Annotated in this window: 26 protein-coding genes; 10 read left to right on the forward strand and 16 right to left on the reverse strand. The window is 61.8% G+C overall.

Annotated elements, in window-relative coordinates; all coding sequences use genetic code 11:
- The 5 genes from GTP58_RS05125 to GTP58_RS05145 are packed head-to-tail and all read right to left on the reverse strand — an operon-like array spanning position 1 to position 4,829.
- A complete protein-coding gene (locus tag GTP58_RS05125; protein ID WP_161076531.1) occupies positions 1 to 1,326 on the reverse strand; it encodes an LLM class flavin-dependent oxidoreductase in 1,326 nt (441 codons plus the stop codon).
- Positions 1,326 to 2,138 carry a MetQ/NlpA family ABC transporter substrate-binding protein gene (locus tag GTP58_RS05130; protein WP_161076532.1) on the reverse strand — a complete coding sequence of 271 codons (813 nt, stop codon included), beginning with the start codon at positions 2,136 to 2,138 and terminating at the stop codon, positions 1,326 to 1,328. The genes GTP58_RS05125 and GTP58_RS05130 overlap by 1 nt, the downstream gene beginning before the upstream one ends.
- A 12-nt stretch (positions 2,139 to 2,150) precedes the next feature.
- Entirely contained in the window at positions 2,151 to 2,843 is a 693-nt protein-coding gene (locus tag GTP58_RS05135) for a methionine ABC transporter permease (RefSeq protein ID WP_072784088.1), read from the reverse strand.
- A complete protein-coding gene (locus GTP58_RS05140) occupies positions 2,836 to 3,633 on the reverse strand; it encodes a methionine ABC transporter ATP-binding protein (RefSeq protein ID WP_161076533.1) in 798 nt (265 codons plus the stop codon). Before GTP58_RS05140 ends, GTP58_RS05135 begins: the two co-directional genes overlap by 8 nt.
- Positions 3,633 to 4,829 carry an acyl-CoA dehydrogenase family protein gene (locus GTP58_RS05145; RefSeq protein ID WP_161076534.1) on the reverse strand — a complete coding sequence of 399 codons (1,197 nt, stop codon included), beginning with the start codon at positions 4,827 to 4,829 and terminating at the stop codon, positions 3,633 to 3,635. The genes GTP58_RS05140 and GTP58_RS05145 overlap by 1 nt, the downstream gene beginning before the upstream one ends.
- Positions 4,830 to 5,025: 196 nt before the next feature.
- Between GTP58_RS05145 and ssuE the strand changes: the two genes are divergently transcribed.
- Genes ssuE through GTP58_RS05170 form a run of 5 tightly spaced genes read left to right on the forward strand, consistent with a single transcriptional unit; the run spans position 5,026 to position 9,346 of the window.
- On the forward strand, positions 5,026 to 5,613 hold the full coding sequence (gene ssuE, locus GTP58_RS05150; RefSeq protein WP_161076535.1) for an NADPH-dependent FMN reductase: 588 nt from the start codon (positions 5,026 to 5,028) through the stop codon (positions 5,611 to 5,613).
- A gap of 9 nt (positions 5,614 to 5,622) precedes the next feature.
- Positions 5,623 to 6,603 carry a sulfonate ABC transporter substrate-binding protein gene (locus GTP58_RS05155; RefSeq protein WP_161076536.1) on the forward strand — a complete coding sequence of 327 codons (981 nt, stop codon included), beginning with the start codon at positions 5,623 to 5,625 and terminating at the stop codon, positions 6,601 to 6,603.
- Between the two features lie 15 nt (positions 6,604 to 6,618).
- A complete protein-coding gene (gene ssuD / locus GTP58_RS05160; protein ID WP_202413573.1) occupies positions 6,619 to 7,764 on the forward strand; it encodes an FMNH2-dependent alkanesulfonate monooxygenase in 1,146 nt (381 codons plus the stop codon).
- Position 7,765: 1 nt separating this feature from the next.
- Positions 7,766 to 8,524, forward strand: a complete 759-nt coding sequence (gene ssuC, locus GTP58_RS05165; protein ID WP_161076538.1) for an aliphatic sulfonate ABC transporter permease SsuC — start codon at positions 7,766 to 7,768, stop codon at positions 8,522 to 8,524.
- A gap of 9 nt (positions 8,525 to 8,533) precedes the next feature.
- Positions 8,534 to 9,346 (forward strand): ATP-binding cassette domain-containing protein, encoded by an 813-nt coding sequence (locus GTP58_RS05170; RefSeq protein WP_161076539.1) that lies wholly within the window; start codon positions 8,534 to 8,536, stop codon positions 9,344 to 9,346.
- On the opposite strand, the gene GTP58_RS05175 is transcribed toward GTP58_RS05170, so the two are convergent.
- Genes GTP58_RS05175 through GTP58_RS05185 form a run of 3 tightly spaced genes read right to left on the reverse strand, consistent with a single transcriptional unit; the run spans position 9,343 to position 12,483 of the window.
- Complete coding sequence (locus GTP58_RS05175; protein ID WP_161076540.1) at positions 9,343 to 10,557, reverse strand: FAD-dependent monooxygenase; 1,215 nt, start codon at positions 10,555 to 10,557, stop codon at positions 9,343 to 9,345. The two genes, GTP58_RS05170 and GTP58_RS05175, sit on opposite strands and share 4 nt — an antisense overlap.
- Positions 10,557 to 11,081 carry a MarR family winged helix-turn-helix transcriptional regulator gene (locus GTP58_RS05180; protein WP_161076541.1) on the reverse strand — a complete coding sequence of 175 codons (525 nt, stop codon included), beginning with the start codon at positions 11,079 to 11,081 and terminating at the stop codon, positions 10,557 to 10,559. Before GTP58_RS05180 ends, GTP58_RS05175 begins: the two co-directional genes overlap by 1 nt.
- Positions 11,074 to 12,483: an MFS transporter gene (locus tag GTP58_RS05185; RefSeq protein ID WP_161076542.1), complete on the reverse strand. Its 1,410-nt coding sequence runs from the start codon at positions 12,481 to 12,483 to the stop codon at positions 11,074 to 11,076. Before GTP58_RS05185 ends, GTP58_RS05180 begins: the two co-directional genes overlap by 8 nt.
- Positions 12,484 to 12,772: 289 nt before the next feature.
- Here GTP58_RS05185 and GTP58_RS05190 point away from each other — a divergent pair, with 289 nt between their 5' ends.
- Positions 12,773 to 13,339, forward strand: a complete 567-nt coding sequence (locus tag GTP58_RS05190) for a YceI family protein (RefSeq protein ID WP_161076543.1) — start codon at positions 12,773 to 12,775, stop codon at positions 13,337 to 13,339.
- An 86-nt stretch (positions 13,340 to 13,425) separates the two neighbouring features.
- Positions 13,426 to 15,186 (forward strand): amidohydrolase, encoded by a 1,761-nt coding sequence (locus GTP58_RS05195; RefSeq protein ID WP_161076544.1) that lies wholly within the window; start codon positions 13,426 to 13,428, stop codon positions 15,184 to 15,186.
- Here the strand turns inward: GTP58_RS05195 and GTP58_RS05200 are convergent, their stop codons facing one another.
- Positions 15,187 to 15,771 (reverse strand): chromate transporter, encoded by a 585-nt coding sequence (locus GTP58_RS05200; protein WP_161077265.1) that lies wholly within the window; start codon positions 15,769 to 15,771, stop codon positions 15,187 to 15,189.
- Positions 15,771 to 16,298, reverse strand: a complete 528-nt coding sequence (locus tag GTP58_RS05205) for a chromate transporter (RefSeq protein WP_308937353.1) — start codon at positions 16,296 to 16,298, stop codon at positions 15,771 to 15,773. Before GTP58_RS05205 ends, GTP58_RS05200 begins: the two co-directional genes overlap by 1 nt.
- A gap of 193 nt (positions 16,299 to 16,491) precedes the next feature.
- On the opposite strand from GTP58_RS05205, the gene GTP58_RS05210 reads away from it, so the two are divergent.
- The gene (locus GTP58_RS05210) at positions 16,492 to 16,707 is read left to right on the forward strand and encodes a hypothetical protein (RefSeq protein WP_161076546.1); all 216 of its coding nucleotides are present in this window, start codon (positions 16,492 to 16,494) and stop codon (positions 16,705 to 16,707) included.
- Between the two features lie 255 nt (positions 16,708 to 16,962).
- Here GTP58_RS05210 and GTP58_RS05215 read toward each other — a convergent pair whose 3' ends face one another.
- The 3 genes from GTP58_RS05215 to GTP58_RS05225 form a co-directional block, all read right to left on the reverse strand.
- A complete protein-coding gene (locus tag GTP58_RS05215; RefSeq protein ID WP_161076547.1) occupies positions 16,963 to 17,856 on the reverse strand; it encodes a PAS domain-containing protein in 894 nt (297 codons plus the stop codon).
- A gap of 110 nt (positions 17,857 to 17,966) precedes the next feature.
- Positions 17,967 to 18,140 carry a hypothetical protein gene (locus GTP58_RS05220; RefSeq protein WP_161076548.1) on the reverse strand — a complete coding sequence of 58 codons (174 nt, stop codon included), beginning with the start codon at positions 18,138 to 18,140 and terminating at the stop codon, positions 17,967 to 17,969.
- A 41-nt stretch (positions 18,141 to 18,181) separates the two neighbouring features.
- Positions 18,182 to 18,535 (reverse strand): hypothetical protein, encoded by a 354-nt coding sequence (locus GTP58_RS05225; RefSeq protein WP_161076549.1) that lies wholly within the window; start codon positions 18,533 to 18,535, stop codon positions 18,182 to 18,184.
- Positions 18,536 to 18,659: 124 nt separating this feature from the next.
- Between GTP58_RS05225 and GTP58_RS05230 the strand changes: the two genes are divergently transcribed.
- A complete protein-coding gene (locus tag GTP58_RS05230; RefSeq protein ID WP_161076550.1) occupies positions 18,660 to 21,686 on the forward strand; it encodes a sensor histidine kinase in 3,027 nt (1,008 codons plus the stop codon).
- Here GTP58_RS05230 and GTP58_RS05235 read toward each other — a convergent pair.
- On the reverse strand, positions 21,676 to 22,059 hold the full coding sequence (locus GTP58_RS05235; RefSeq protein WP_161076551.1) for a hypothetical protein: 384 nt from the start codon (positions 22,057 to 22,059) through the stop codon (positions 21,676 to 21,678). The two genes, GTP58_RS05230 and GTP58_RS05235, sit on opposite strands and share 11 nt — an antisense overlap.
- Positions 22,060 to 22,174: 115 nt before the next feature.
- On the opposite strand from GTP58_RS05235, the gene GTP58_RS05240 reads away from it, so the two are divergent.
- Complete coding sequence (locus tag GTP58_RS05240) at positions 22,175 to 22,861, forward strand: hydrolase (protein ID WP_072784118.1); 687 nt, start codon at positions 22,175 to 22,177, stop codon at positions 22,859 to 22,861.
- Here GTP58_RS05240 and GTP58_RS05245 read toward each other — a convergent pair whose 3' ends face one another.
- Together GTP58_RS05245 and GTP58_RS05250 are read right to left on the reverse strand one after the other, a co-directional pair.
- On the reverse strand, positions 22,862 to 23,485 hold the full coding sequence (locus tag GTP58_RS05245) for a response regulator transcription factor (RefSeq protein WP_161076552.1): 624 nt from the start codon (positions 23,483 to 23,485) through the stop codon (positions 22,862 to 22,864).
- A complete protein-coding gene (locus GTP58_RS05250) occupies positions 23,464 to 24,201 on the reverse strand; it encodes a sensor histidine kinase (RefSeq protein WP_161076553.1) in 738 nt (245 codons plus the stop codon). Before GTP58_RS05250 ends, GTP58_RS05245 begins: the two co-directional genes overlap by 22 nt.
- Positions 24,202 to 24,269 lie beyond the last annotated feature (68 nt).

Raw genomic sequence — 24,269 nt, forward strand, 5'->3', positions numbered from 1 at the left:
CTAACGGCGGTTGCGGCCGAATAGCTGATGGCGCAGGGTGCCAGGGCTGTAGTCGCGCTGGTAGCGGCCGCGCTGCTGGAGTTCCGGCACGACGAGGTCCACCACATCGCGCATGCTTTCATGGGCGACGGCAAAGGCCAGGTTAAAGCCGTCGATGCCGGTGTCGTCAAGCCAGGATTCAAGCTGGTCGGCGACCTGGCGCGGGTCGCCGACCAGCACCGGGCCGCGGCCACCGAGGCCAATGAATTCGGCCGCTTCGCGCACGGTCCACTTGCGGTCCGGGTCGGCCTGGCTGAAGGAGGCTAGCGCGGAGCGGCCGGCGTCGGAGTCGATGTATTCGATGGTGGCGTCCAGCGGGAACCTGCTGAAATCGACACCAGTCCAGCCAGATAGCAAGGCCAGTGCAGCCTCGATATCGATATGGCGCTTGTATTCCTCGTGCTTGGCGCGTGCCTCTGCCTCGGTGGGCGCGGTAATGATGAGGGCTTGGGCGTAAATTTTCAGATCGCCGCCATCGCGTCCGGCCGCGCGCACGGCGGCACGCAGGTCATCGGCATACTTCTTCACCACCTTTTTGCTTGGGCCGCTCACGAAAGTGCATTCGGCATGCTTGGCCGCGAATGCGGTGCCGCGCGGCGAGGTGCCGGCCTGGTACAGCAGAGGTGTGCGTTGCGGCGACGGCTCGCTCAGGTGGAAGCCCGGCACTTTGTAGAACCTGCCTTCGTGATTGATCGGATGGACGCGTGACGGATCGGTGTAGACGCCCCGTTCCTTGTCGTTGACTACCGCGTCATCGTCCCAGCTTTGCTCCCACAGCTTGTAGACGACTTCCATATACTCGTCGGCCAGGTCATAGCGTTCATCGTGGCTCAGTTGCTGGTTCAGGCCGAGATTGCGCGCGGCGCTGTCCAGATAACCGGTCACGATATTCCAGCCGATGCGGCCGCGCGTCAGATGGTCCAGCGTCGACATGCGGCGGGCGAAAGTATAGGGATGTTCGTATGGCAGCGCGCACGTGACGCCGAAGCCGAGGTGCCTGGTGACCTGCGACATCAGCGGCACCAGCGCCAGCGGATCGTTCAATGGCGCTTGCACGGCGTGGCGCAAGGCGGCATCGGCATTGCCCTGGTAGACGTCGTAGATGCCCAGTACGTCCGCCAGGAAGATGGCGTCAAACCGGCCGCGCTCCAGCAACTGCGCCAGTTCGGTCCAATGGTCGGGATCTGTGTAGCGGTGGCTGTTGTCGCGCGGGTGAGTCCACAGTCCCGGGGACTGGTGACTCACGGTGTTCATCTGAAAAGCGTTGAAGCGGATGAGTTTAGGCATTACTTTTCCAGCGCGAGCTGGTAGTCGGTCTTGGCGTAGTCGGTGAAGTATTTGTTGGTCAATTCCAGGAATTCACGCGAGCGGTAGGCGGCGGCGATATCCTTGGCAAACTGCTTGTCCTTGTCCGCCGTGCGGATGGCCACCAGGTTGGCGTAGGCTGGCGAAATTTTCTCCCTCAGCAGCGAGTCTTTGAGTTTCAGGCCCGATGCCACCGCATAGTTACCGTTGATGAAAGCGAAATCGACATCCTGCAGGGAGCGTGGCAGCTGCGCGGCTTCCAGCGGCAGCAGCTTGATTTTCTTGTTGTAGGCAGCGATGTCCCGTTCCGATGCCTTGAGCGGATCGGTTTTCTCGCGCAGCTTGATCCAGCCCTGCTGGTCCAGCAGCACCAGCGCGCGCGCCTGATTGGTTGGATCGTTAGGCAGGGCAATGGTGGTGCCGTCTTTTACCTCGTTGAGCGACTTGTGCTTTTTGCTGTAGATGGCGATGGGCGCAGTCGGTATCTTGATCAGTTCCGACAGTGCCAGCTTGTGATCGGTCGAGAATTTGTTGAGGTAGATGATGTGCTGGAAGACGTTGGCGTCCAGCGAACCTTCCGCCAGCGCGAAGTTGGGCTGGATGTAGTCGTTGAACTCCACCAGCTTGACCTTGTAGCCTTGCTTCTCAAGGATAGGTTTGATGCCCAGCTTGAGCTGGTCCGCATACGGGCCGGAGCTGGTGCCAATCACCAGTTCCTTGGGATCTTTGGCGTGGGCGGAGAAGCTGACGGCGGCGGCCAGTGCGGCCACCAGCAGGGTGCGGCGATTGTTCATGTATTTCCTTGTTTAGCGTTTGTCTATGCGTTTGGCGATGCGGTTGCCAGCGAACTGGATGACCTGCACCATCAGAATCAGGATGGCCACGGTGGCGACCATGATGTCGGTTTCGAAGCGGTAGTAGCCGTAGCGGATCGCGAGGTCGCCGATGCCGCCGCCGCCCACTACGCCGGCAACGGCGGAATAGGACAGGAAGCTGATCGACAGCACGGTCAGCGCCAGCACCAGGCCGGAGCGGGCTTCCACCAGCAGTACGCGCAGGATGATTTGCATTTCCGATGCACCCATGGCGTGCGCGGCTTCGATGACGCCGCGCGGCACTTCGCGCAGATTCTGTTCAACCAGCCGGGCGAAGTACGGCACGGCCGCAAACGACAACGGCACGGCGGCAGCCAGCGGGCCGATGGACGTGCCGGCGATGACGCGTGTGAACGGCACCAGCGCAACCAGCAGGATAATGAACGGGAACGAACGTACGGTATTCACCAGCCAGCCCAGTACCAAGGCGGCAGGGCGGTTTTGCAGGGACTGGCCGTCCGCGACCAGGAACAGCAGGATGCCCAGCGGTCCGCCGATCAGCAGCGCGGCGGACAAACCGATGCCCAGCATGAGCAGGGTCTGGCCCAGTGCTTCCCACATTTCAGGCAGCATGGCGGCGATAGCATTGGCCGACACGGCCAGCGAGGAAATGAGTTCAGACATGGATGCTCTCCGGCTGTGGCGCGATCACGGCCAGTGTGTTGGCGGCGCTGGCGGCGGCCAGCTCGCGGCCCAGGGCGGTCAGGCGCGGCCCCGCGAGCGTGGCGGCGTCGTCCAGCGCAAACTGTTCGGCGATGGCGCCGTTTTCAATCACGGCCACGCGATTGCAGATTTCACTGATGACGTCCAGCTCATGGCTGACGATCACGATGGTCACATCCAGGCGATGGTTGATGTCCTTGAGCGTGGCGAGCAGGGCGCGCGTGGTTTCCGCATCAAGTGCGGAAGTCGGTTCATCGCACAGCAGCACCGCAGGCTTGCTGGCCAGTGCGCGAGCGATGGCGACGCGCTGCTTTTGTCCGCCGGACAGCTGCGCCGGATAGCTTTCCGTCTTGTCGCTCAGGCCCACTAGTTCCAGGCAATCCGCCACCCGCGCAGCGATCTGCTGCTTGGTCTGGCCGCCGTGGATGCGCAGCGGGAACGCCACGTTCTCAAACACGCTGGCGTTTTGCAGCAGGTTAAACTGCTGGAAGATCATGCCGATGTTGGAGCGCGCGTCACGCAGGTCGCGCTTGGAAAGCGAAGTCAGTTCACGGCCATCGACCGTAACCGCGCCCGCATCCGGACGCTCCAGCAGGTTGATTAAACGTAGCAGCGTGGACTTGCCCGCGCCGCTCTTGCCGATCAGGCCAAAAATGTCGCCCTGGCCGACCTCCAGCGATACATCGCGCACCGCGTGGAAGTCACCAAAGGATTTGCTCGCATGTTCGATGCGAATCAGGGGGGTAGTCATCAGGAATAAGCAGTAGGTTCAGGCAGCGTACCGTCGAGTGCATAGCGTCCGAGGTCGCGGATTTTATAATCGACCGGATCGTGCAGCGTGTGCACGCGCGCATTGCGCCAGAAACGGTCAAAGCCAAATTTGATGGAGGTGGAACGGGCGCCCGTCAGCTCGAAGATCTCGCTGCTGACTTCCACGCCGGCGCGGTGCGACAGCACCTTGGCCTCGGCCACGGAAATCGCCAGTTCGCCACGCTGTTGCGCGGTGACAGCCGAGCCGAGACGGAACACGCGCTCCAGTTCCTGCGCCGCCTGGTCGGCCAGCACCGACGCTGGCCGCAGCTTGAGCCACAGCTGGCCAAAGCGGTGCTGCACCAGCGGATCGGCGCCGGCGGAGGCGACACCCGAGGCAAACCAGGGCCGCGCTTCTTTCGCCAGGTATTCGCGCGCCGCTTCAAAGGCGCCTTCGCCTATGCCCAGGTAGAGATTGGCCATAATCAGTTGCGCCACCTGCGAACGCAAGGTGGCTTGCGGCGTGGCCTGCACGCCTGGCGCTTGCAGCACCTGCGTGGACGGCAGCGACACCTGGTTGAAATGCACATTGCCGCTGTCGGTCTGCTTCTGGCCGAAGGCATCCCAGTCCGCCTGCACGGACACGCCATGCTGGCGTGCAGGGACCACGCCGATCAGCGCCGACTGGGTTTCCGCATGCCAGGCCGAGATGGTCAGCCAGTCCGAGCCCACGGAGCCGGACGAAAAACTTTTGATGCCGTCGAGCTGGAAGCCGTAGTCGGCATCGGTGGCGGTGGTGCGCTTGTCCAGCGGATTCAGTGCATTGCCCCAGAAAAGGTTCTGCTCCACGGTCTGCGTCAGAAGGCGGCGCTGCTGCTGGGCGTTGCCATACAGCTGGATGCCGGCCAGTTGCAAGTGGTGGAAGCCGAAGACATGCGCCAGCGCGCTGTCGGCGCGGGCCAGTATGCGGATCACCTGATAGACCGTCGGCCAGTCCGCGCCCTGGCCGCCAAATGCGGTGGGGATGGACAGGGTGAGCAGACCGGATTCGCGTATCCATTCGCGTTCCTGCGCCGCGTGGCCGCCGGCCTGGTCGCGGGTGTTGGCGGTCGCTGCCAGCCGTTGCGCCAGTTCGGCGGCAACGCTGAGCGGATTGTACGCACTGCCGTGCGACGTTTTTAATAGTGCTTGAGACATGGTATGTCCGTCGTCTTGGTATCGGTGTTTTTAGTATTGCATCCGCACCTAAACGCCGTACACGAAGAATTCCGGCTTTTGATATGCGAAAAACTCATGCAATGGTTTTCGCATATCGAAGCGTAAAACAATTCGTTTTGATTTCAATAGTGCAGATTTATTCTGGCAGCCACGATTAAAACAAAGGGACAGTACCATGAGCATTCTTCTCCTCAGCGGCAGCCCGGCCGCACCTTCCAGCACCGGCCGGTTGCTGGATCACGTTGGCGACAAGCTGGCCGCGCTCGGCCACCGCCGCAGCAAATTACAAGTCCGCGACCTGCCTGCCAAAGCCCTGCTGCATGCAGATTTCACCGATCTGGCCATCAAGCGCGCCGTGGATGCGGTGGCTGAAGCAGAGGCGATCGTGGTGGCGACGCCTGTTTATAAGGCGTCCTACACCGGGATCCTGAAGGCCTTCCTCGACCTGCTGCCGCAAGATGGCCTGAAAGACAAGCTGGTGCTGCCACTGGCCACCGGCGGCAGCCAGTCGCACATGCTGGCGCTGGACTATGCGCTGCGCCCGGTGCTGCAGGCGCTGGAAGCGCGCCAGGTATTGACCAGTATTTACGCCACCTCGCAGCAGCTGACCTGGAATGACGTCAGCGGCCTGACGCTGGACCAGGCGATTGCCTGGCGCGTGCAGGATGGCGTGGACGCCTTGTCCGCCGCACTGAACGTGCTGCGTCAGCAGGCGGACGATGTATTTGTGACGCAGGCGCAGCCCGTGCGTCTGGCGCGATAAGGAGGCGGGATGAGTATTGACCAGAAACGCGCGGCACGCCGCCATACCTTGGGCTTGTTGTTTGCGGCGGGCGTGATGGCGGCCGGCGGCGCGCAGGCGCAGTCCGCGGCCAAACAGGAAGTCCGCATCGGCTATCAGAAATACGGCACGCTGACGCTGCTGAAAGGACGCGGCACGCTGGAACAGCGCCTGGCTTCCCGCAACGTCACCGTCAAGTGGACGGAATTCCCCGCCGGCCCGCAGCTGCTGGAAGGGCTGAACGTGGGCAGCGTGGACTTTGGCACGGTGGGCGAGGCGCCGCCTATCTTTGCCCAGGCGGCTGGCGCCAACCTGGTTTATGTCGGCAATGAGCCGCCGTCGCCCGGCAGCGAAGCGATCGTCGTCCCCAAAGACTCCAGGCTGCGCAGCCTCGCTGACCTGAAGGGTAAAAAGGTGGTGCTGAACAAAGGCTCCAATGTGCACTATCTGCTGGTGAAGGCGCTGGAAAAAGCCGGCCTGGGTTACAAGGATATTGACGTCGTCTATCTGCCGCCAGCCGATGCGCGCGCCGCGTTCGAACGCGGTAGCGTCGATGCATGGGCGATCTGGGACCCGTTCCTGGCCGCAGCCGAAAAGCAGCTGAATGCGCGTGTGCTGGCGGATGGCAAAGGCCTGGTCGCCAATCACCAGTTCTATCTGGCCTCGCGTCCATACGCAGAAAAGAACAGCGATATCGTCCGCATCGTGCTGGAGGAAATCGCCAAGGTAGACGAGTGGGGCGCGAAAAATCCGAAGGAGGTCGCGCAGATCCTGTCGGCGCAGATCGGCCTGGAAGTGGATGTGGTGGCGCTGGCGGCATCGCGCTACAGCTACGGCGTGAAGCCGATCACCAGTGAGGTGCTGGAGCAGCAGCAAAAGGTTGCCGATGCCTTCTCGAATCTGAAACTGATCCCGAAACCGATCGTGGTCAAAGATGCACAGCTGCCGGCCAAACAGCTGGCAGCGCAATAAGGAATCAAGATGTCTCTGAATTTGTTCTGGTTTATCCCGACCCATGGCGACAGCCGCTACCTCGGCACGTCGAAGGGCGCGCGTCCCATCGATGCGAATTATCTGAAGCAGGTGGCGGTGGCCGCCGACACGCTGGGCTACGACGGCGTGCTGCTGCCGACGGGCCGCTCGTGCGAAGACGCGTGGGTGGTGGCGTCGTCGCTGATCCACGTGACGCAGAAGCTCAAGTTCCTGGTGGCGATCCGTCCGGGCCTGACCACGCCGGGGCTGGCAGTCCGCATGGCGTCCACCTTTGACCGGCTGTCGAATGGCCGCCTGCTGATTAACGTCGTGACCGGCGGCGACCAGGGCGAACTGGAAGCCGATGGCCTGTTTGCCGATCACGCCAAGCGCTACGAAATTTCGGATGAATTCATTCGCGTCTGGCGCGCTTCGCTGTCGGGCGAGGGCGGCGACAAGGGTTATGATTTTGAAGGCAAGCACATTACCGTCAAAGGCGCGAAAACGCTGTACCCGCCGGTGCAGAAGCCTTATCCACCGCTGTACTTTGGCGGCTCTTCCGAGCCTGCGCATGAACTGGCAGCGGAGCAGATGGACGTCTACCTGACCTGGGGCGAGCCGCCAGCCGCCGTGGCGGCCAAGCTGGACGACATCCGTGCGCGCGCTGCCAAACATGGCCGCACCGTGAAATTCGGTATCCGGCTGCACGTGATCGTGCGCGAAACCAGTGAAGAAGCCTGGCGTGCGGCCGATGAGCTGATCAGCCACCTCGATGACGAAACCATCGCCAAGGCGCAGGCCGCGTTCTCCAGGATGGATTCGGTAGGACAGCAACGAATGGCAGCTTTGCACGGCGGTCGCCGTGACAAGCTCGAAGTATCGCCCAACCTCTGGGCCGGCGTGGGACTGGTGCGTGGTGGCGCCGGGACCGCGCTGGTGGGCGACCCCGAAACCGTGGTCGCACGTATCAGGGAGTATGCGGACCTGGGTATCGAAACCTTCATCTTCTCGGGCTATCCGCACCTGGAAGAGTCGTACCGCTTTGCGGAGCTGGTGTTCCCGCTGCTGGGCAAAGGCAAGGATCATGGCGAGCAGTCGCTGACCGGTCCTTTCGGCGAGATCATGGCCAGCGATATCGTGCCGAAAAAGAAGGCTGCATAAGATGAAGAAGCAAAGCCTGTGGGCGCCGTGGGTGCTGCCTGTGCTGCTGATCGCCGTGTGGCAGCTGTCGTCGCAACTAGGCTGGCTGTCCAGCCGCATCCTGCCGGAACCGTGGGCGGTCGCCAAGGCTTTCTGGACCCTGGCGTTGTCGGGCGAGCTATGGGTGCATCTGCGCACCAGCCTGTGGCGCGCGGCGAGCGGCTTTGCCATCGGCGCCGGTCTGGGCCTGCTGCTTGGCCTGCTCACCGGCAGCTTCCGCCGCGCCGAGACACTGCTCGATACCACGCTGCAGATGGTCCGCAACATCCCGGCGCTGGCCTTGATACCGCTGGTGATCCTGTGGTTCGGCATTGACGAAACGGCCAAGCTGTTCCTGCTGGCGGTGGGCGTGTTCTTCCCCGTGTATCTGAACACCTTCCACGGCATACGCTCGGCCGACCAGGGCCTGATCGAAATGGCGCGCAGCTATGGCCTGTCTGGCTGGCCGTTGTACCGTGACGTGATTCTGCCAGCCGCGCTGCCGTCGATACTGGTGGGCGTGCGCTTCTCACTGGGCCTGGTGTGGGTGCTGCTGATTGTGGCCGAGACGATTTCGGCGCAGGCGGGCATCGGCTATATGACCATGAACGCCCGCGAGTTCCTGCAGACTGACGTGGTGCTGGTGGGGATATTGCTGTACGCCTTGCTGGGCAAGGCTGCTGATCTGCTGTCGCGCGGGATGGAGAAGCACTTCCTGCGCTGGAATCCCGCTTACCGTTAAGGAGAACGCATGTTCATATCCACCGCTTTATTCGATACGGGGGCACTGCCGCGCGAAGGCGCTGCGTGGACGTCGGCGCCGCCTGCGCGCCGCCAGGGTGTGGCGCTGGAACTGGATAGCGTCAGCAAGTCGTTCGGCGCACGCAAGGTGCTCAAGGACGTTCAGCTGGAGCTGCATGCGGGCGAGTTTGTCGCCATCGTCGGCCGCAGTGGCTGCGGCAAGAGCACGCTGCTGCGCGCCATCGCCGGCCTGGAGACGGCGGATGAAGGCAGTATCGCCGTTGGCAAGGGCAGTATCGGCGCCAGCATCCGCATCATGTTCCAGGAAGCGCGCCTGCTGCCGTGGAAGTCGGTGCTGGAGAACGTGGCGCTCGGTTTGCCACGGTCGTTGAACGCAGCGGCAGCCACGCTGGCCACGGTCGGCCTGGCGGAGCGCGCCGATGATTGGCCATCGGAGCTGTCCGGCGGACAGCGCCAGCGCGTGGCATTGGCGCGTGCCTTGCTGCACGAGCCGCAGTTGCTGTTGCTGGATGAGCCGTTGGGTGCGCTGGATGCGCTGACCCGCATCGAGATGCAGCAGCTGATCGAGTCGCTGTGGCTGGCGCGCGGTTTCACGGCGGTGCTGGTCACGCATGATGTACAGGAGGCTCTGGCGCTGGCCGACCGCGTGGTACTGATCGAGGACGGCCGCATCACGCTGGACCTCAAGGTTGACCTGCCACGTCCGCGTGCACGCGGCAATGCGGCGTTTGCCGCGCTGGAGCAGCGCCTGCTGGGCCGCATCCTGCACCAAACTCCCGCCGACACGGCCATTGCGGCCTAAGCTGCCCGTTCGCTGGCACCGGCCATCTGATACTCCGGCAGCGCAAGCGCATCGGCCTTTGGCGCCAGAAATTTCGCGAGCAATGGCTTGAAAATGGGCGTATCCGCCATGCGCAGCAAGGCATGGCCGATTGCGATACCGGTGCGTGAGTGCGGAGAGGCGAGGCGAGGCGCGAATGTCGGCACGTCCTGCGCCTGGTCTACATAGGGCCGCATGATCTTTTCATAAGCGGCGAACGCCTCGGTGTGGCTGTCATGGCGTCCCAGTTCGCCCGCCAGTACATAGGCGCCGCACATGCCCAGACTGGTGCCCATGCCGCTGATCGGCGAAGCGCAATAGGCGGCGTCACCGACCAGCGCGATGCGCCCCTTGGACCAGCGCGCCATTTTTACCTGGGAAATCTGGTCGAAATACAGGTCCGGGGTGTCGTCCAGCGCCGCCAGGATGCGCGGTGTCTCCCAGCCCAGCCCCTTGAACTTTTCCTTGAGCAGCTGCTTCTGTTGGGCGAGCGGCAGCTTCTCGTATCCACGCGGTGGCTCCTGGAACGACAGCAGCGCGCGGGTCGTGCCCAGGTTGTCCGGGCGGAGGCAGACACACAAGCCGCCTGGCGCATTGAACCAGCGCATCTGGTGGGCGTCGCCAGGGCCGCGCGGAATGGTGAAATAGGCGGTGTACAGATCAAACGATCTCCGTTTGACCTCGTCACCAAACACCAGCTTGCGCGTGTGGGAGCCGACGCCTTCGGCGGCAATCACGAGATCGAACATTGCGACGCTGCCTTGTTCAAAGCGCACCTGCACCCCGTCGGCTTGTTCTTCAAGCGCGGCGATACTGTCGCCAAAGCGGTATTCCACCTTATCCCGGCTGTGCTCGATGAGCAGCTTCGCCAGTTCGCCGCGCAAAATTTCAAGCTCGGCAATGGGGCCGTTGCCGTCATAAGCCTCTACCCCAATCTGGGCCTTGGTACGATTGCGTTCGTCGACGAAGGTGATGCCATGCTCATGGGTAGTCTTGGCGCGGATGGCGCTTTCAAGTCCCATGCGCTGGGCGACAATTTTGCCGGCGCCCCGCACGTCGATCGTCTGGCCGCCGTCGCGAAATTCCGCCGCGCGTTCGACCACGGTGACGTCCATGCCTTGCCGCGCAAGCCAGTAAGCCAGGGTTGGGCCAGCGACACTGGCGCCCGTGATCAGAATTTTTCGTTGTTTCATTATTGGTCTTCCTTTGCCTTCCCGGCAAAACTATGCGTTGACACGGCATCCCGGTAAACGTTGATGACCTGTGCCAGGAACAGGTGGATGGTCTTCCGGTCATTTGCCGACAAGGCGCCCAGGACCTCGTCGAGCTGATTCAACATGGGGGCGATATGCTGGTAGGTCTGTGCAACGGATGCCTGCACGGGGCGCACCAGCACGCGGCGCTTGTCGTTCTGCTGCCGCTCTCGCACGACATGGCCGGCACGTTCAAGGCGGTCAATCACGAGCGTGATGCCGGCCGTTGTGACGGACAGCCGCGATGCCAGTTCGTTGGGCGACAGCGGGCCATCGGTGATGAGCTGCTCCATCAACGACAGATCGGTCTGGTTGATGCCCATGGCGTTGCCTAATTGCTCGGCCACTTCGCGCGTCAGTACGGCGACCTCTTGCAGCTGCCGGCCGATCGGGTCGCCTGCAATGTGCAGGCCGCGCGGATCTTCCGCAGGAAATGCTGTGGTTTGAATCGGTTTGTCATCCATGGTTAGCCTCAACGTCAGGGTTTGCAGCGGTAGGGAAAAATAAGGTCACGCCAATAAAGGCAATGAGTATGATGGTTTGAACGGTCAACGCCGCGCTTAACGCCGAGGCCGGGGCAACGGCCGGATTCGCCAGGAAAAATGTGCTGCTGAACACGGCAACACCCACCGAGGCCGCCACGGATTGCACGGCAGAGAGTACGCCGGAGCCTGAGCCGATCTGTTGGTCGTCGAGCGCTGCCAGAATGATGCTGAACAGCGCCGCAATCACCAGGCCTGCGCCGATGCCGCAGACCAGGATGCCTGGCGCCACCTGCCACGCGGAAAACGCGGTGCTTGTACCCAGTTCAAATTTCAGCAGCACCACCCCGGCCAGTTGTACCACAGCGCCCAGCTGCAAGACCTTGCGGCCGAAGCGCGCCGCCAGAACCGCGCCACTGAGCGTGGCGCCGCATGCCGTTCCCACTGCAAAGGGGAGGCTGGCAATACTCGCCTCGCCGGGTGTGAATCCATGACCAATTTGCAGAAACAGCGTCAGCACCAGCTGCATGCCAACCAGCGAGCAAAAGAAGAGTGCGATGCCGGCCAAGCCGGCGGTATAGGCCGGTTGCTGGAAGATCGACGGCATGACCAGCGGTGTCCGTCCGGACTTGACGATCGAGGACTGGCGGACGACAAACAGCGCGAAACCCACCGCAGCCGCGCCGAGACAAGGCCATCCCCAGTGTGGCCAGCCTTCGCCGCCGCCCAGTGGCAGGACGATCAGGACCGAGGAAGCCATCAGGATCATGGTGCCGATCACGTCAATCTTGAGCGTAATGTCACCTGGGCGGTGGGGCAGGTAGCGCCAGGCGACGGCGAAGCAGACGATGCCAATTGGGATATTCATCAGGAACACGGATCGCCACCCGAGATCGAAGAGATTGGCCTCGACCAGTGCGCCGCCCAACACCGGTCCAAGAATGCCTGCCAGGCCCAGGACCGGGCCGAATATGCCAAATACTTTCGCCAGGTCCGGACCGCTATAGTTTTCCCGCAACAGCCCCAGGCCTTGTGGCAACAGCATGGCTCCGGCCAGGCCTTGTAGCAGGCGCAGCGCAATCAGGAAGGTCATGGTCGGCGCCATGGCGCAAAGCAGGGAGGCGATGGTGAATGCGGCAAGTCCATATAAAAACATGGGGCGCCGGCCGAAGCGGTCACCCAGCCGTCCGCCCAGCACCAGGCCGGCACCGAGCGTCAAGGCATAGCCGCCTATTCCCCACTGCATCTGGGCGGGCGTGGCGCCTAGCGACGCGATCAGCGCGGGGCCGCCGACGTTGACAATGGTCGATGCTGCCAAGTCCATTATTTCGGCCACGATCATGACCACCAGGATGGGCCAGCGTGGTGTCAAGTTGGTTCTCATTGAAAATAAATAGCTAAGTTAGTTAGTGAATTGAGCGGCGATCTTACGGGTTGAGCGCTGGGGTGTCAAGCAAAAGCGCTTGCAGGCTGCAGTCTTTACCCCTGGGATAGCACGGCACCGGCCTTAAGCCAGATACCTTTTGCGGGGCAGGCCGCTATCATAAGGGCATGCGGATATGATCGATTTTATCGATAATAAAGCGGTAAATAATTCGTTTTACAACTTGAAATGGCGCGAGCATAATAGTCCGTACACGAACAATTTTTGTTCCCACATTAGGAGTTTCTAAATGAAAAAAATCGTTGCCCTGCTGATCGCTGCTGGTATCTCGCTGACCGCTGCTGCCGCTCCTGACAACTTCTCGTCGGACGCCAACCACACCTTCTCGAGCTTCAGCTACAGCCACTTCGGCTACTCGACCCAGCAAAGCCGCTTCAACAACACCACCGCCAAATTCACGCTGGACCGCGCGGCCAAGACTGGCTCGGTGGAAGCGACCATCGATGCCAAATCGGTAGACACCGGCTCCAAGCTGTTCGACCAGCACATTCAGGGCGAAGATTTCCTGGACACCGCCAAGTATCCAACCATCACCTACAAGTCCACCAAAGTGAACTTCAAGGGCGACGTACCAGCGACGGTTGAGGGCAACCTGACCCTGAAAGGCGTGACCAAGCCAGTGACCCTGACCATCACCCACTTCCAGTGCATGGATCACCCGATGATGAAGAAACTGGCTTGCGGCGCCAATGCCACCGCCACCATCAAGCGTACCGAATTCAACGCCGGCAAATACGCACCGCACGTGGGCGATGACGTGACCCTGTCGTTCGCTATCGAAGCACTGAAAGACTAATCCACGGGAACTGGGCTCGCCTCAATTCTCTGACACTGCCGGCGCGGCACTGAACACCGCGCCGTTTTTATTTTCCAGGAGTAGTTATGAAGTTGAAGCAGCCCGCAATTGCGGTGGCGCTCGCCTGCGCGTTCTCCGCCCACGCAACCGACCTGATTATCACCAATGGCAAGGTCGCGACCATGACCAAAGAGGGCGCCTACGCCCAGGCGCTCGCCATCACCGACGGCAAGATCGACGCCGTGGGCAGCAATGCCCAGATCCTCAAACGCAAATCATCCAATACGCAAGTCATCGACGCTGCCGGCAGGACCGTGATTCCCGGCCTGAACGACTCGCACCTGCACATCATCCGTGAAGGCTTGAACTACAACGCCGAGCTGCGCTGGGATGGCGTGACCTCGCTCAGGCAAGCCTTGCAGATGCTGAAGGAGCAGGCCGCGCGTACACCGGAAGGCGGCTGGGTGAAGGTGGTCGGCGGCTGGAACGAATTCCAGTTCGAAGAGAAGCGCCTGCCGACGCTGGAAGAAATCAATGAGGCGGTACCGGACAAGCCGGTATTCCTGCTGTATCTGTACGGCCTGGGCTTTTTGAACCAGAAGGGCATTGAAACGCTGGGCTACAACGCCGACACCAGGTTCAAGGACGGCGTGGTGGAGCTGGGCGCAGACGGCAAACCGACCGGCAAGCTGATCGCCAAGCCGAACGCGATGATCCTCTACACCACGCTGGCAAAGACGGGCGCGCTGTCGCGCGAGCAGCAGCTCAATTCCACGCAGCAGTACTACACCGAACTGAATCGCCTTGGCCTGACCAGCGCGATCGATGCGGGCGGCGGCGGCCAGGCGTATCCGGATGACTACGCGGTCAGCCTGGAGCTGGCCAGGAACGGCAAGCTGACGGTGCGTACTTCCTATTATCTGTTTGCGCAAAAGCCTGGCAAGGAGCTGGAAGATTATCAGCGCTGGCTGACGCAAACCCATCCCGACAAGAATGACCACCTGTTCTACGCCAACGGCTACAACACCGAAGGCGGCGGCGAGAACCTGGTGTGGAGCGCGGCGGATTTCGAAAACTTCCTGGAGCCGCGCCCGGACATGCCGGCGCAGATGGAGAGTGAGCTGGAGCCGGTGCTGCGCCTGCTCATCAAGAACCGCTGGCCGTTCCGCATCCACGCCACTTATGACGAGAGCATCGACCGCGATCTGGCCGTGATCGAGAAGGTGAACAAGGATACGCCGCTGAGCGGCCTGCGCTGGTTCTTCGACCACGCGGAAACCATCAGCGACAAGCAGTTGGCGCGCGTGAAAGCGCTGGGTGGCGGCATTGCGGTGCAGGACCGTATGTATTTTCAGGGCGAGTTGTACTGGAAGCAGTACGGTGCGCAAAGCCGCCAGATGCCGCCGATTCAGAAAATGCTGGCCATGAAGATTCCAGTGGGCCTGGGCACGGACGGCACGCGCGTTTCAAGCTATGGCCCATGGCCGTCGATCTACTGGGCCGTGACCGGCAAGACCGCTGGCGGCCTGAAGATCTGGCGCGACCAGGATGTGCTGAGCCGCTATCAGGCGCTCAAGCTCATGACCCAAGGCAGCGCCTGGATGAGCGGCGAGGAAAAGCTGAAAGGCACGCTGGCCAAAGGCCAATATGCTGACATCGTCATCCTGCCGCAGGACTATTTCACGATGGACGTGGAGAAGATCAAACAGCTCGAATCCAGCCTGACGATTGTGAACGGCAAGGTGGTGTATGCCGCCCCCGAGTACTCGCAGTTCGCTCCGGCCAGGCTGGAGGTGCAGCCGGACTGGAGTCCCGTGAAGCATTACGGCGGCTACCAGAACAAATAGTCAGGCGACGAACCAGCCGATCAGTGCGCCCGCAGCCAGCAGCCACAGCAGGTGGATGCGGGTGCGCCATAGCAGCAGGCCTGCAGTGAGCGCGATCAGCCACAGTGGCCAGTCGGTCGCCGGCTTGTCGTTGCTGGCGGCGAGTATCACGCCGACCGACACCATCAAGCCCACCACCACCGGCGCCATGCCTTGCTTGAAGGCGCGTACGCCCAGCAGCTCGCGGTTGCGGTGTCCCCAGCGTGCGGCCATGTAGGTGAGCGTGGTCGCGGGCGCCAGAATGCCGAACATGGTGACGGCGACGCCGGCCAGCGCAGCCGCATAGCTGCCGGCGTTCAGGCCCACATTCCAGCCCATCAGCGCAACGAACAGCACATTGGGGCCGGGCGCCGCTTGCGCAATCGCGATCGAATTATTGAATTGTTCCTGCGTCAGCCAGTGGTGCTCCACCACCAGGTAGCGGTGCATTTCAGTGGTGGTGGAAATCGCACCGCCAATCGACATCAGTGACAGCAGCATGTAGTGACCGAACAGACTGAGCCAGTCACTCAAGCTCAGTACGATGTGGAGTGGCGCTTCGTTCATCATGCCGGCGTTCCCTTTAGTTTGCGGTAGGTGAGTACGCAAGCTGCGCCGCCCAGGATGAACAAGGTGTAGGCCAGGGGAAGGCGCAGCACCAGCACGGACACCACGCACAGCGCCGCAATCAGACCCGTCAGCCAGCGCGGCAGCGGATGCGTGCGCAAGGCGGTCGCCAGCTTGAGGCCGGTCGCTGCGATCATGCCTGCCGTGACGGCGGCCATGCCGCGCAAGGCGCCTGCCACGCCGGGATGGTTGCCATACTGCGCGTACAGCACGGCCAGCACCAGCACCACCAGCAGCGGCACGCACAGCATGCCGGCCAGCGCTGCCAGCGCGCCGCGCAGGCCGAAGTAGCGGTCGCCGATCATCAGCGAGAGATTGACGACGTTGGGGCCGGGCATGATCTGTGCGACCGCCCAGTCTTCAATGAATTCTTCCGGCGTCAGCCACTTCTTGCGTTCGACAATTTCGCGCTGGACCACGGCCAGCACGCCACCAAAACCTTGCAGTGCAAGAATGGTGAATGACATGAATAAATCCAGCAGGGAGGCAGGACGGGGGCGGGCGGCATCGGAGGTCATACCACATTATAGAACGGGGTGACTTTAATTGCGGAATGATGGGAGGCTGATATTGACTTTGTCTCATCGTCGTCCATACTCCCTGAGCGCATCACCGATCGGGCGGCAGCCCTCACTCTCACCAAGGATCATGATGAACGTTATGCTAGTCCAAAGCCTGGAATCAGCGCCTCCCACCTTGCTATTCCAGCAGCGCCGCGATGAAGAATGCAGTGCCGTGGTCGAACGCGGCATTACCGTGCAGGACAGTTTCAATACCGTGTGTGCCATCGAGTACTTGAAATCGCACAACGTCAATCCGAAAGTGATCGAACGGGTGCTATTACACCCGGATCAGCGCCGAAAATCCTCGCATTGATATCTGCGGCCTGCGTTTACTTATGCACAAATCATGTTGACAAGAATTTTTTTGAAAAGTTTTCTTGTTACAATCGAAGACCTTGCAAGCTATTGATTTTAAAGGCGATTGTTTTTGCCTGTTGGATGGGCAGTTTGTCGGAAACCGCGCCGTTACAGGCCGTATGCGTTGTCAATGGGGGTATATCCACATAGATATCCACAAGTATTGTGGATATCCCGAAAAACGCTTATCAATCCGTGACTTAAGCGAAACTTAAAGTGGTTTTTTCAGCGCCTGCAGCACGCTACCGACGATGATGGCGCCGCCATTGTCGCCGGTGACGGTAATCCGCAGGCGGACTTCCTGGCCATCCTTGCGCCAGGTGCTGATCACGTCGGTCCAGGCTTCACCTTCCTTCAAGGCCTGCAGGGCGTCCGCCAGCTGGTCTTGCGGGTAGGGCTGGGTGTGCAGCAGGTGCGGGTCGGCGCCCATCAGTTCTTCCCGGCTGAACTGGAAGACGGTGCAGGCCTTGTCGTTGACCGAGCTGATGCGGCCGTGTGCATCCAGCGTCATCATCACCGCGTGCTGGTCCACCGCAGCGAGCAGCTTGCGCGCCTGATCCAGCTCGGCCTGGATCGCCAGCGTATGCTGGTGCGCGTCCTCCAGCCCGGCATACGCGCGCAGCGAGGAAATCACGGTGGTGAACAGCTTGCGCGTGGTCAGGTCGGTCTTGCACCAGAAATCGTTGATGTCGTAATCGAGGATGATGCTGTGCTCGAGCGCCTGGCCCGGCTGGCCAGTGCGCAGCACGATGCGTACCAGCTTGTTGTGCAGGCTGTCGCGGATCTGGCGTGCCACCTGCAGGCCGGCATCGCTGGTTTCCATGATGACGTCGAGCAGCACCAGCGCGATATCCGGCGTATTGCGCAGCACATTCAGCGCTTCCTCACCGCTGTAGGCATGCAGGAAGCTGAGCCGGCGACCCTGGAAGCAGGCATTGCTGAGCGAAAATTTGGTGACGACATGCACATCCACGTCATCGTCCACAATCAGCACGCGCCATGGCGGCGGCGCCGGAGCTGCATTGGCGGCGTCCGTCCTGGTCTGGTTGGCGGGCTGTCCCTCGTCTTCAATCATCCAATCGGTATCGTCGTCGTTCTGATTCATGCATCATCCCAGGGTAAGTCGAAGAGGCCGAGCTCCAGAGTGACACTATTCCTCGCCAGCACATTTGTCAAAGAATTCGCAGTGCAGCGAAACAACGGGCGTCATGCTACCTACTTATGCACATAAAATTTATTTTCAAGCGGCGAAAAAGCCGCCAGTTGGCGACTTTTTAATTTTTCTAAGTTGTTGATTTTATGTGATAAAAAATCTGCCTGTGGATTAGGCAATTTGTTGTTCTGCCCGCCGTTAAAGGCGTTCTCAGCTGTCAAGAGGCGGTTATGCACACGCTTATCCACAGTTGGTGTGGATATCTGAAAAATCCACTTTAGATACGCTGACTTATCCCTTGTTTCTGAGAAAAAGCTTGCGCTATGTCTTCCGACAGATGGCGGCTCATCAAAATCAGGAATACAAGCAAGGCATGGAGCGCCAGTGCGAAGGTGATGGCGACGTTGGCCTGGGCACCTGCCAGGGCGGGATAGGCCAGCACGGCAATGGCCGGCGAAAAGCCGTAACGGTCTGATTTAAGTAGTTGCTTGGCGTCGAGTCTGGCCCAGGCGACAATGCCGATGCCAAAGAAGGCCCAGCCAGCCGTCTGGTAGTCGAAGTTGCCCAGCACAAAGGCCGTCAGCAGGGCAATGGCGCTCAAGGGCAGGGGAAGATTCTGTAGGCGTTTCATGATGTGCTCTCGTATGCGTTGGAACGTGTGGTCAGAATAAAGCCTGGGCTGCCATTGGTAAATTTTATTGTTCCTATCTTGTCGATAGATTTTAATATTTTGTTTTTTCATCTATGATGTGAGGATGGCAAACCTTTTCCGTATTTTCTGCCTGTTAGCTCTGCTGATTGGCGCTCCCGGCGCCTGGGCATTGGACAGCAAAGTTACCCTCAACGATTACCACCATGACATCTGGACCGGCAAGGACGGCGCGCCGGGTGAAATCTCCAGCATGGCGCAAACGGCTGACGGCTGGCTGTGGATGGGTAGCAGCAACGGCCTGTACCGGTTTGATGGCGTGCGCTTCCGTCGCTTCGAGGCCTTGTCGGGCGAGGTGGCGCCCCAGCGGCCCATCACGGCGCTGACTGCGCTGCGCAACGGCGACCTCGTGATTGGCTACATCTACGGTGGCATCAGCGTGCTGAGCAAAGGCCATCTCACGCATTCGCCGTCCATGCTGGGCGGCGCGCTGCTGGGGCCGGTATCGAGTGCGGCCATGGACCAGAACGGCGTGTTGTGGGCTGCCACCGGCCATGGCCTGCTGCAGCTGGCGAACCATGAATGGCGCAATGTCGGCAAGGCGCTGGGCGTGCCGCCGGGGCGCGTGTCCAACCTGATTATCGATCAATACGATCAGATCTGGCTGGCGGCAGGCCAGCAGTTGCTGATGCTGGCCAAGGGCGGCCAGCGTTTCCGTACCGTACTCAGCGGCTACGGCGTCACCAATCTGAGCGAGTCGCCGGATGGCCGCCTGTGGCTGGACACGCATGACAAGCTGGTGCCCGTGCCGCCCCAGCATCGCGGCCCGGACAAGCCGCGCCCGGCATGGCTGGCGCAGTCGGAAGGCCAGGAAAATGGCTTGTTCGACCGTGACGGCAATTACTGGATGCTGGCCTGTCCCGGCGTCTGCCGCAGCGATGGACTGGGCAGCGGGCTTGCCACCATGCTCACGCCGGCCGCGCATCCCGATAGCCGGCTGGATCAACCATGGCAGCTCAGCAGCCTGACGGGCAACCTCCTGTTTGAAGACCGTGACGGCAGCATGTGGGTCGGCACGCAGGCCGGCGTCGAGCGCTTCCGCAACAACCGGCTCACGCAAGCGCGGCTGAATGGCGGCGAGCGCTTCCTGAGCTTTGCGCGCGACAGCAACGGCCATGTGCTGGCCTGGGCCAAGCCCACGGGCGAGATCTGGCAACTCAGCAAGGACGCGCCGGCGCGCGTGGTCGAACGCGGCGCGGCCGGTAATTTCGGTGTGCTTGGCAACGCGGCCGATGGCGCGCTGCTGGTGGCCGGCGTAGACCATATCGAACGCCGCTATGCGGACAAGACCGAGCGCATCGCCTATCCGCCCGACCCCGACAAGCCATCGGGCGATGTGCCGGTGACGCGCATCATGGACGACGGCCGCGCGCTGTGGGTGACGATCTCCCGCCGCGGCACCTTCCGCTGGCACGATGGCCGCTGGCAGACACAGGCCGAGCTGGGCCTGCCGCCGGGGATTTTCTTTGCCGCGCCGGGGACGCCGGGCGCCATGTGGTTCGGCTATAACGATGGCGTGGTGCTGCATTTCGATCAGGGCCGTATCACGCGCTACGCGCCGCAGGGCGATCACGATGTCGGCGCCATCACCTTCCTGCATGGCGGTGACGAGGTGATCGCTGGCGGCAGCGCTGGCCTGGCGGTGCTGCGCGGTGGGCAGTTCCGCCGCATCGGCGCGATCGATCCGGAGGTGCTGTCGCGCGTGTCCGGCATGGTGATCGCTGCCAATGGCGATCACTGGTTCAACGGCGGCAAAGGCGTGGTGTCTGTGCGGGCGGCCGACTGGCAGGCTGCCGTGTCCGCGCCGGACAAGCCGTTGAAGTATGTGTTGTACGGCGTGCTGGATGGCTACCCCGGCTTTGCCGCCACTGCCATCCGCTTGCCCAGCGCGATTGCCGACGCCGATGGCCAGCTGTGGTTTGCCGGCGTCAGCGGCATCGCGCAGCTGGACAGCACGCGCGTGTATCCGGCGCCTCATCCGCCGCAGGTGAAGATAGAGACGCTGGTGGCGCAAGGTAACCGCTATCTGGACTTTGCGCAGCCGGTGACGCTGGCCCCGGGTACCACCTCGTTCCGCATCGAATACACGGCGCTGAGCTACACCATGCCGGAAGGCCTGCGCTTCCGCTATCGGCTGGAAGGCGTGGACGCCGATTGGCAAGACCCCGGCGCGCGGCGCGCGGTCTCGTACACCAATCTGGGACCGGGCGATTACCGCTTTCGCGTCGCGGCGGTGAACCAGTTCGGCCAGTGGAACGATGAGGAGGCGTCGATCGCCGTACGCATACTGCCGACCTTCACGCAGACGCGCTGGTTCTACGCCTTGTGTGCGCTGGGCGTGGCCGGCGTGCTGTATCTGTTGTATCTGTTGTGGCTACGCCAGGCCACCATGCGCTTCGCCACCCGCATGGCGGAGCGGGAGCGCATCGCGCGCGCCTTGCATGACAGCTTCCTGCAAAGCGTGCATGGGCTGACGATGAGCTTCCAGACGGCGCTGAGCGGACTGCCCGAGGATTCGGTGGTGCGCCAGAAAATCGAACGCGTGCTGCTGTTGGCGGACAAGGTGATGGAAGAGGGGCGCGATGAAGTGCAGGATCTGCGCTCCGGCGCCATGGGAAATGGCGATCTGGCGCATGGACTGACCTTGGTTGGCGAGGTGCTGCAGGAGTCGCATGGCAGCGTGTTCAGCCTGCGCACGGCCGGCACGCCGCGCACGCTGGAAGCGCAGGCAGCCTGCGAGGCGTACAGCGTCGCCCGCGAAGCCATCATGAATGCGTTCCGCCACGCGCAAGCGAGCACCATCCAGGTGGAGCTGAACTATGGCGACGACCAGTTCATGGTCCAGGTGCTGGACGATGGCAAGGGCATCGACGCTGACGTCATCCGCAACGGCCGCACAGGCCATTGGGGCCTGACTGGCCTGTTCGAACGCGCCGCCCGTATTGGCGGCCACATCGCCATCGATCACCGCGAAGGTGGCGGAACGCGCGTGATGCTGACCGTGCCCGCGGCTTGCGCCTATGCCGGCCAGGCGCGCTGGAAGCGTTATATACCGCGCTGGCTTAGCCGATAGTCGCCAGCACTTTGCGCACGGCGCCATGCGCCATCACCAGTTCAGGGCCATCGTGCAGCAGCGCGTTGTATTTTGCGCGGAATGCCTGGTCGCCTTCCTCGCAAGGGCCGATCAGCATTTCCAGCGACTGGCGGAACGCTTTTGCCTCCTCGGCGCCGATCTCCGCCTCGTCTTCCAGGCGTTCGTCCAGTTGCGCCATCAGGCCGGACAGCTTTTGCAGCCAGGCGAAATGCGGATGGTTGGTAATCAGCTGCAAATGCTCCAGCGGGCTGCCGGCAGCGCCAAAATACTGGGTTTCCAGATGAATCAGTTGCTTGTGCAGGTCGCGCAAGGCGCGCTGCAAAGCGGTCAGTTGGGTGTGTTGGGTGCTCATGGTAGATCCATCTTAGCAGACGCGCGATGCGCGAACAGCCTATATTAAGATGAGTAGTTTTTGCCTGGCGCGCGCCCTAAGATGAGGGTTCCTTTTACACCATATGGAACCCATCATGAGCAATCCTAAATTAGAAGTCCTGACCCCGAAAAACAGCCAGCTGATCTTCATTGACCATCAGCCGCAAATGGCTTTCGGCGTACAGTCGATCGACCGCCAGGTGTTGAAGAACAATACCGTGGCCTTGGCCAAGGCGGCCAAGGTGTTTGGCGTGCCAACCACCATCACCACCGTGGAAACCGAAGCCTTCTCGGGCCACACTTACCCTGAACTGCTGGACGTATTCCCGGGCCAAGACATCCTGGAACGTTCGTCGATGAATTCGTGGGACGACCAGAAAGTGCGCGATGCGCTGAAAGCTAACGGCAAGAAGAAAGTCATCGTGGCTGGCCTGTGGACGGAAGTCTGCAACACCACTTTCGCCCTGTGCGCGATGCTGGAAGGAGATTACGAAATCTATATGGTGTCCGACGCCTCGGGCGGCACTTCGAAAGAAGCCCACGACTACGCCATGCAGCGCATGATCCAGGCCGGCGTGGTGCCGGTGACCTGGCAGCAGGTGCTGCTGGAATGGCAGCGCGACTGGGCGCACCGCGAAACCTACGATGCGGTAATGGCCATCGTGCGCGAACACTCGGGCGCCTATGGCATGGGCGTGGACTACGCCTACACCATGGTGCACAAGGCGCCGGAGCGCACCCACAGCACCCACAAGGTGCTGCCGGCCGTGCCAGCGAAGTAATCAGAAGACGCTGAGCAGGCCACGCCGGGCCGCCACGGTGGCGGCTTCCGTGCGGCTGGCAACATTGAGCTTGGCCAGGATGTTATTGACGTGGAATTTGACGGTGCCGACTTCAATATCGGCACTGCGCGCGATCATCTTGTTGCTCTTGCCGGTGGCCAGATGCGTCAGGATTTCCAGCTCGCGCCGCGACAGCTGGCTGGCGGCCTTGCGTTGCGCCAGCTTGCTGGCCACTGCCGCAGGCAGGAATTGCTGGCCGCTGGCCACCGTGCTGATGCAGTCGAGCAGCTGGTCCGAGCCGCCGTCTTTGAGCAGGTAGGCCTTGGCGCCAGCGCGCAGGCCGCGGTAGACATCTTCGTCACCCTGGTAGGTGGTGAGGATGACGATGCTGGCGCTGTCGTCAAACGCGCGGATTTGCTCGATGGCCTCGACGCCGTTCAGGCGCGGCATGCTGAGATCGAGGATGGCCACGTCCGGCCGGTGTTGCTGATACAAGGCCACCGCCTGCACGCCATCGGCCGCCTGTGCGACCAGCCGGAATTCCGGCATGGCGCCGAGCAGGGAACTGAGGCCCGCCAGTATCAGGGGATGATCGTCCGCGATCAGGATCGAGATGGGGTCCATACGGTGTACTCCTTGAAACTCAGGTGAAAAGCGGTGCCGTGCGGCTGGACTGTGGTGGTCCAGATTTGACCGCCGTGGGCCTGGACGATGCTGCGGCAAATCGCCAGGCCCATGCCAGTGCCACCCGGCTTGGTGGAGAACAGTGGTTCGAATATGCGTTCTGCCAGTGCGGCAGGGATTCCGGCGCCGCTGTCCTCGATGCTGATGCGCAGCGCACCATCGGCCAGCAGGGTTTTCAGCGCCAGCGTGCGCGGAGCAGCGCTGTCTTTCAACGCTTCGATGGCGTTCAGCAGCAGGTTCAATATCACTTGCGCCAACTGGACGCGGTCGGCCGTGAGCTGGTACGGCACGGCTGCGTAGTCTTCGGTCATGGTGATGCCGTGCTGGCGCAGTTCACCGCGCATCAGCTGCAAGACCTCGCGCAAGGCATCTTCGACGATGAAGGTGCTGCGCTCGGGCGCCGCCTGGCATGCCATGCCGTGCAGGCTGCGCACCATGCCGGCGGCGGCCGTACTGGCTTGCATCACCACGCGCAGCGCGGCCCGTGCCTGCTCCAGGCGTGGCGGGTCCTGCTCCAGCCATTTCATGCAGGCTTCTGCGTTGATGGTCACGGCGGCCAGCGGCTGTTTGACTTCGTGGGCAATCGATGCCGCGAACTCGCCCAGCGCGTTGAGACGCGCCGGGCGCAGATCGGGTGAGGGCGGAGGACTGGCCATACTGGGCTTTACATGATGGTTACGCGAGCAGACATCATGCAGCAGTTGGCGGCCAGCGAAAATCCAGC

The sequence above is a fragment of the Duganella sp. CY15W genome, from assembly GCF_009857555.1.
In the GTDB taxonomy this organism is placed as follows: Bacteria; Pseudomonadota; Gammaproteobacteria; order Burkholderiales; family Burkholderiaceae_D; genus Rugamonas; species Rugamonas sacchari.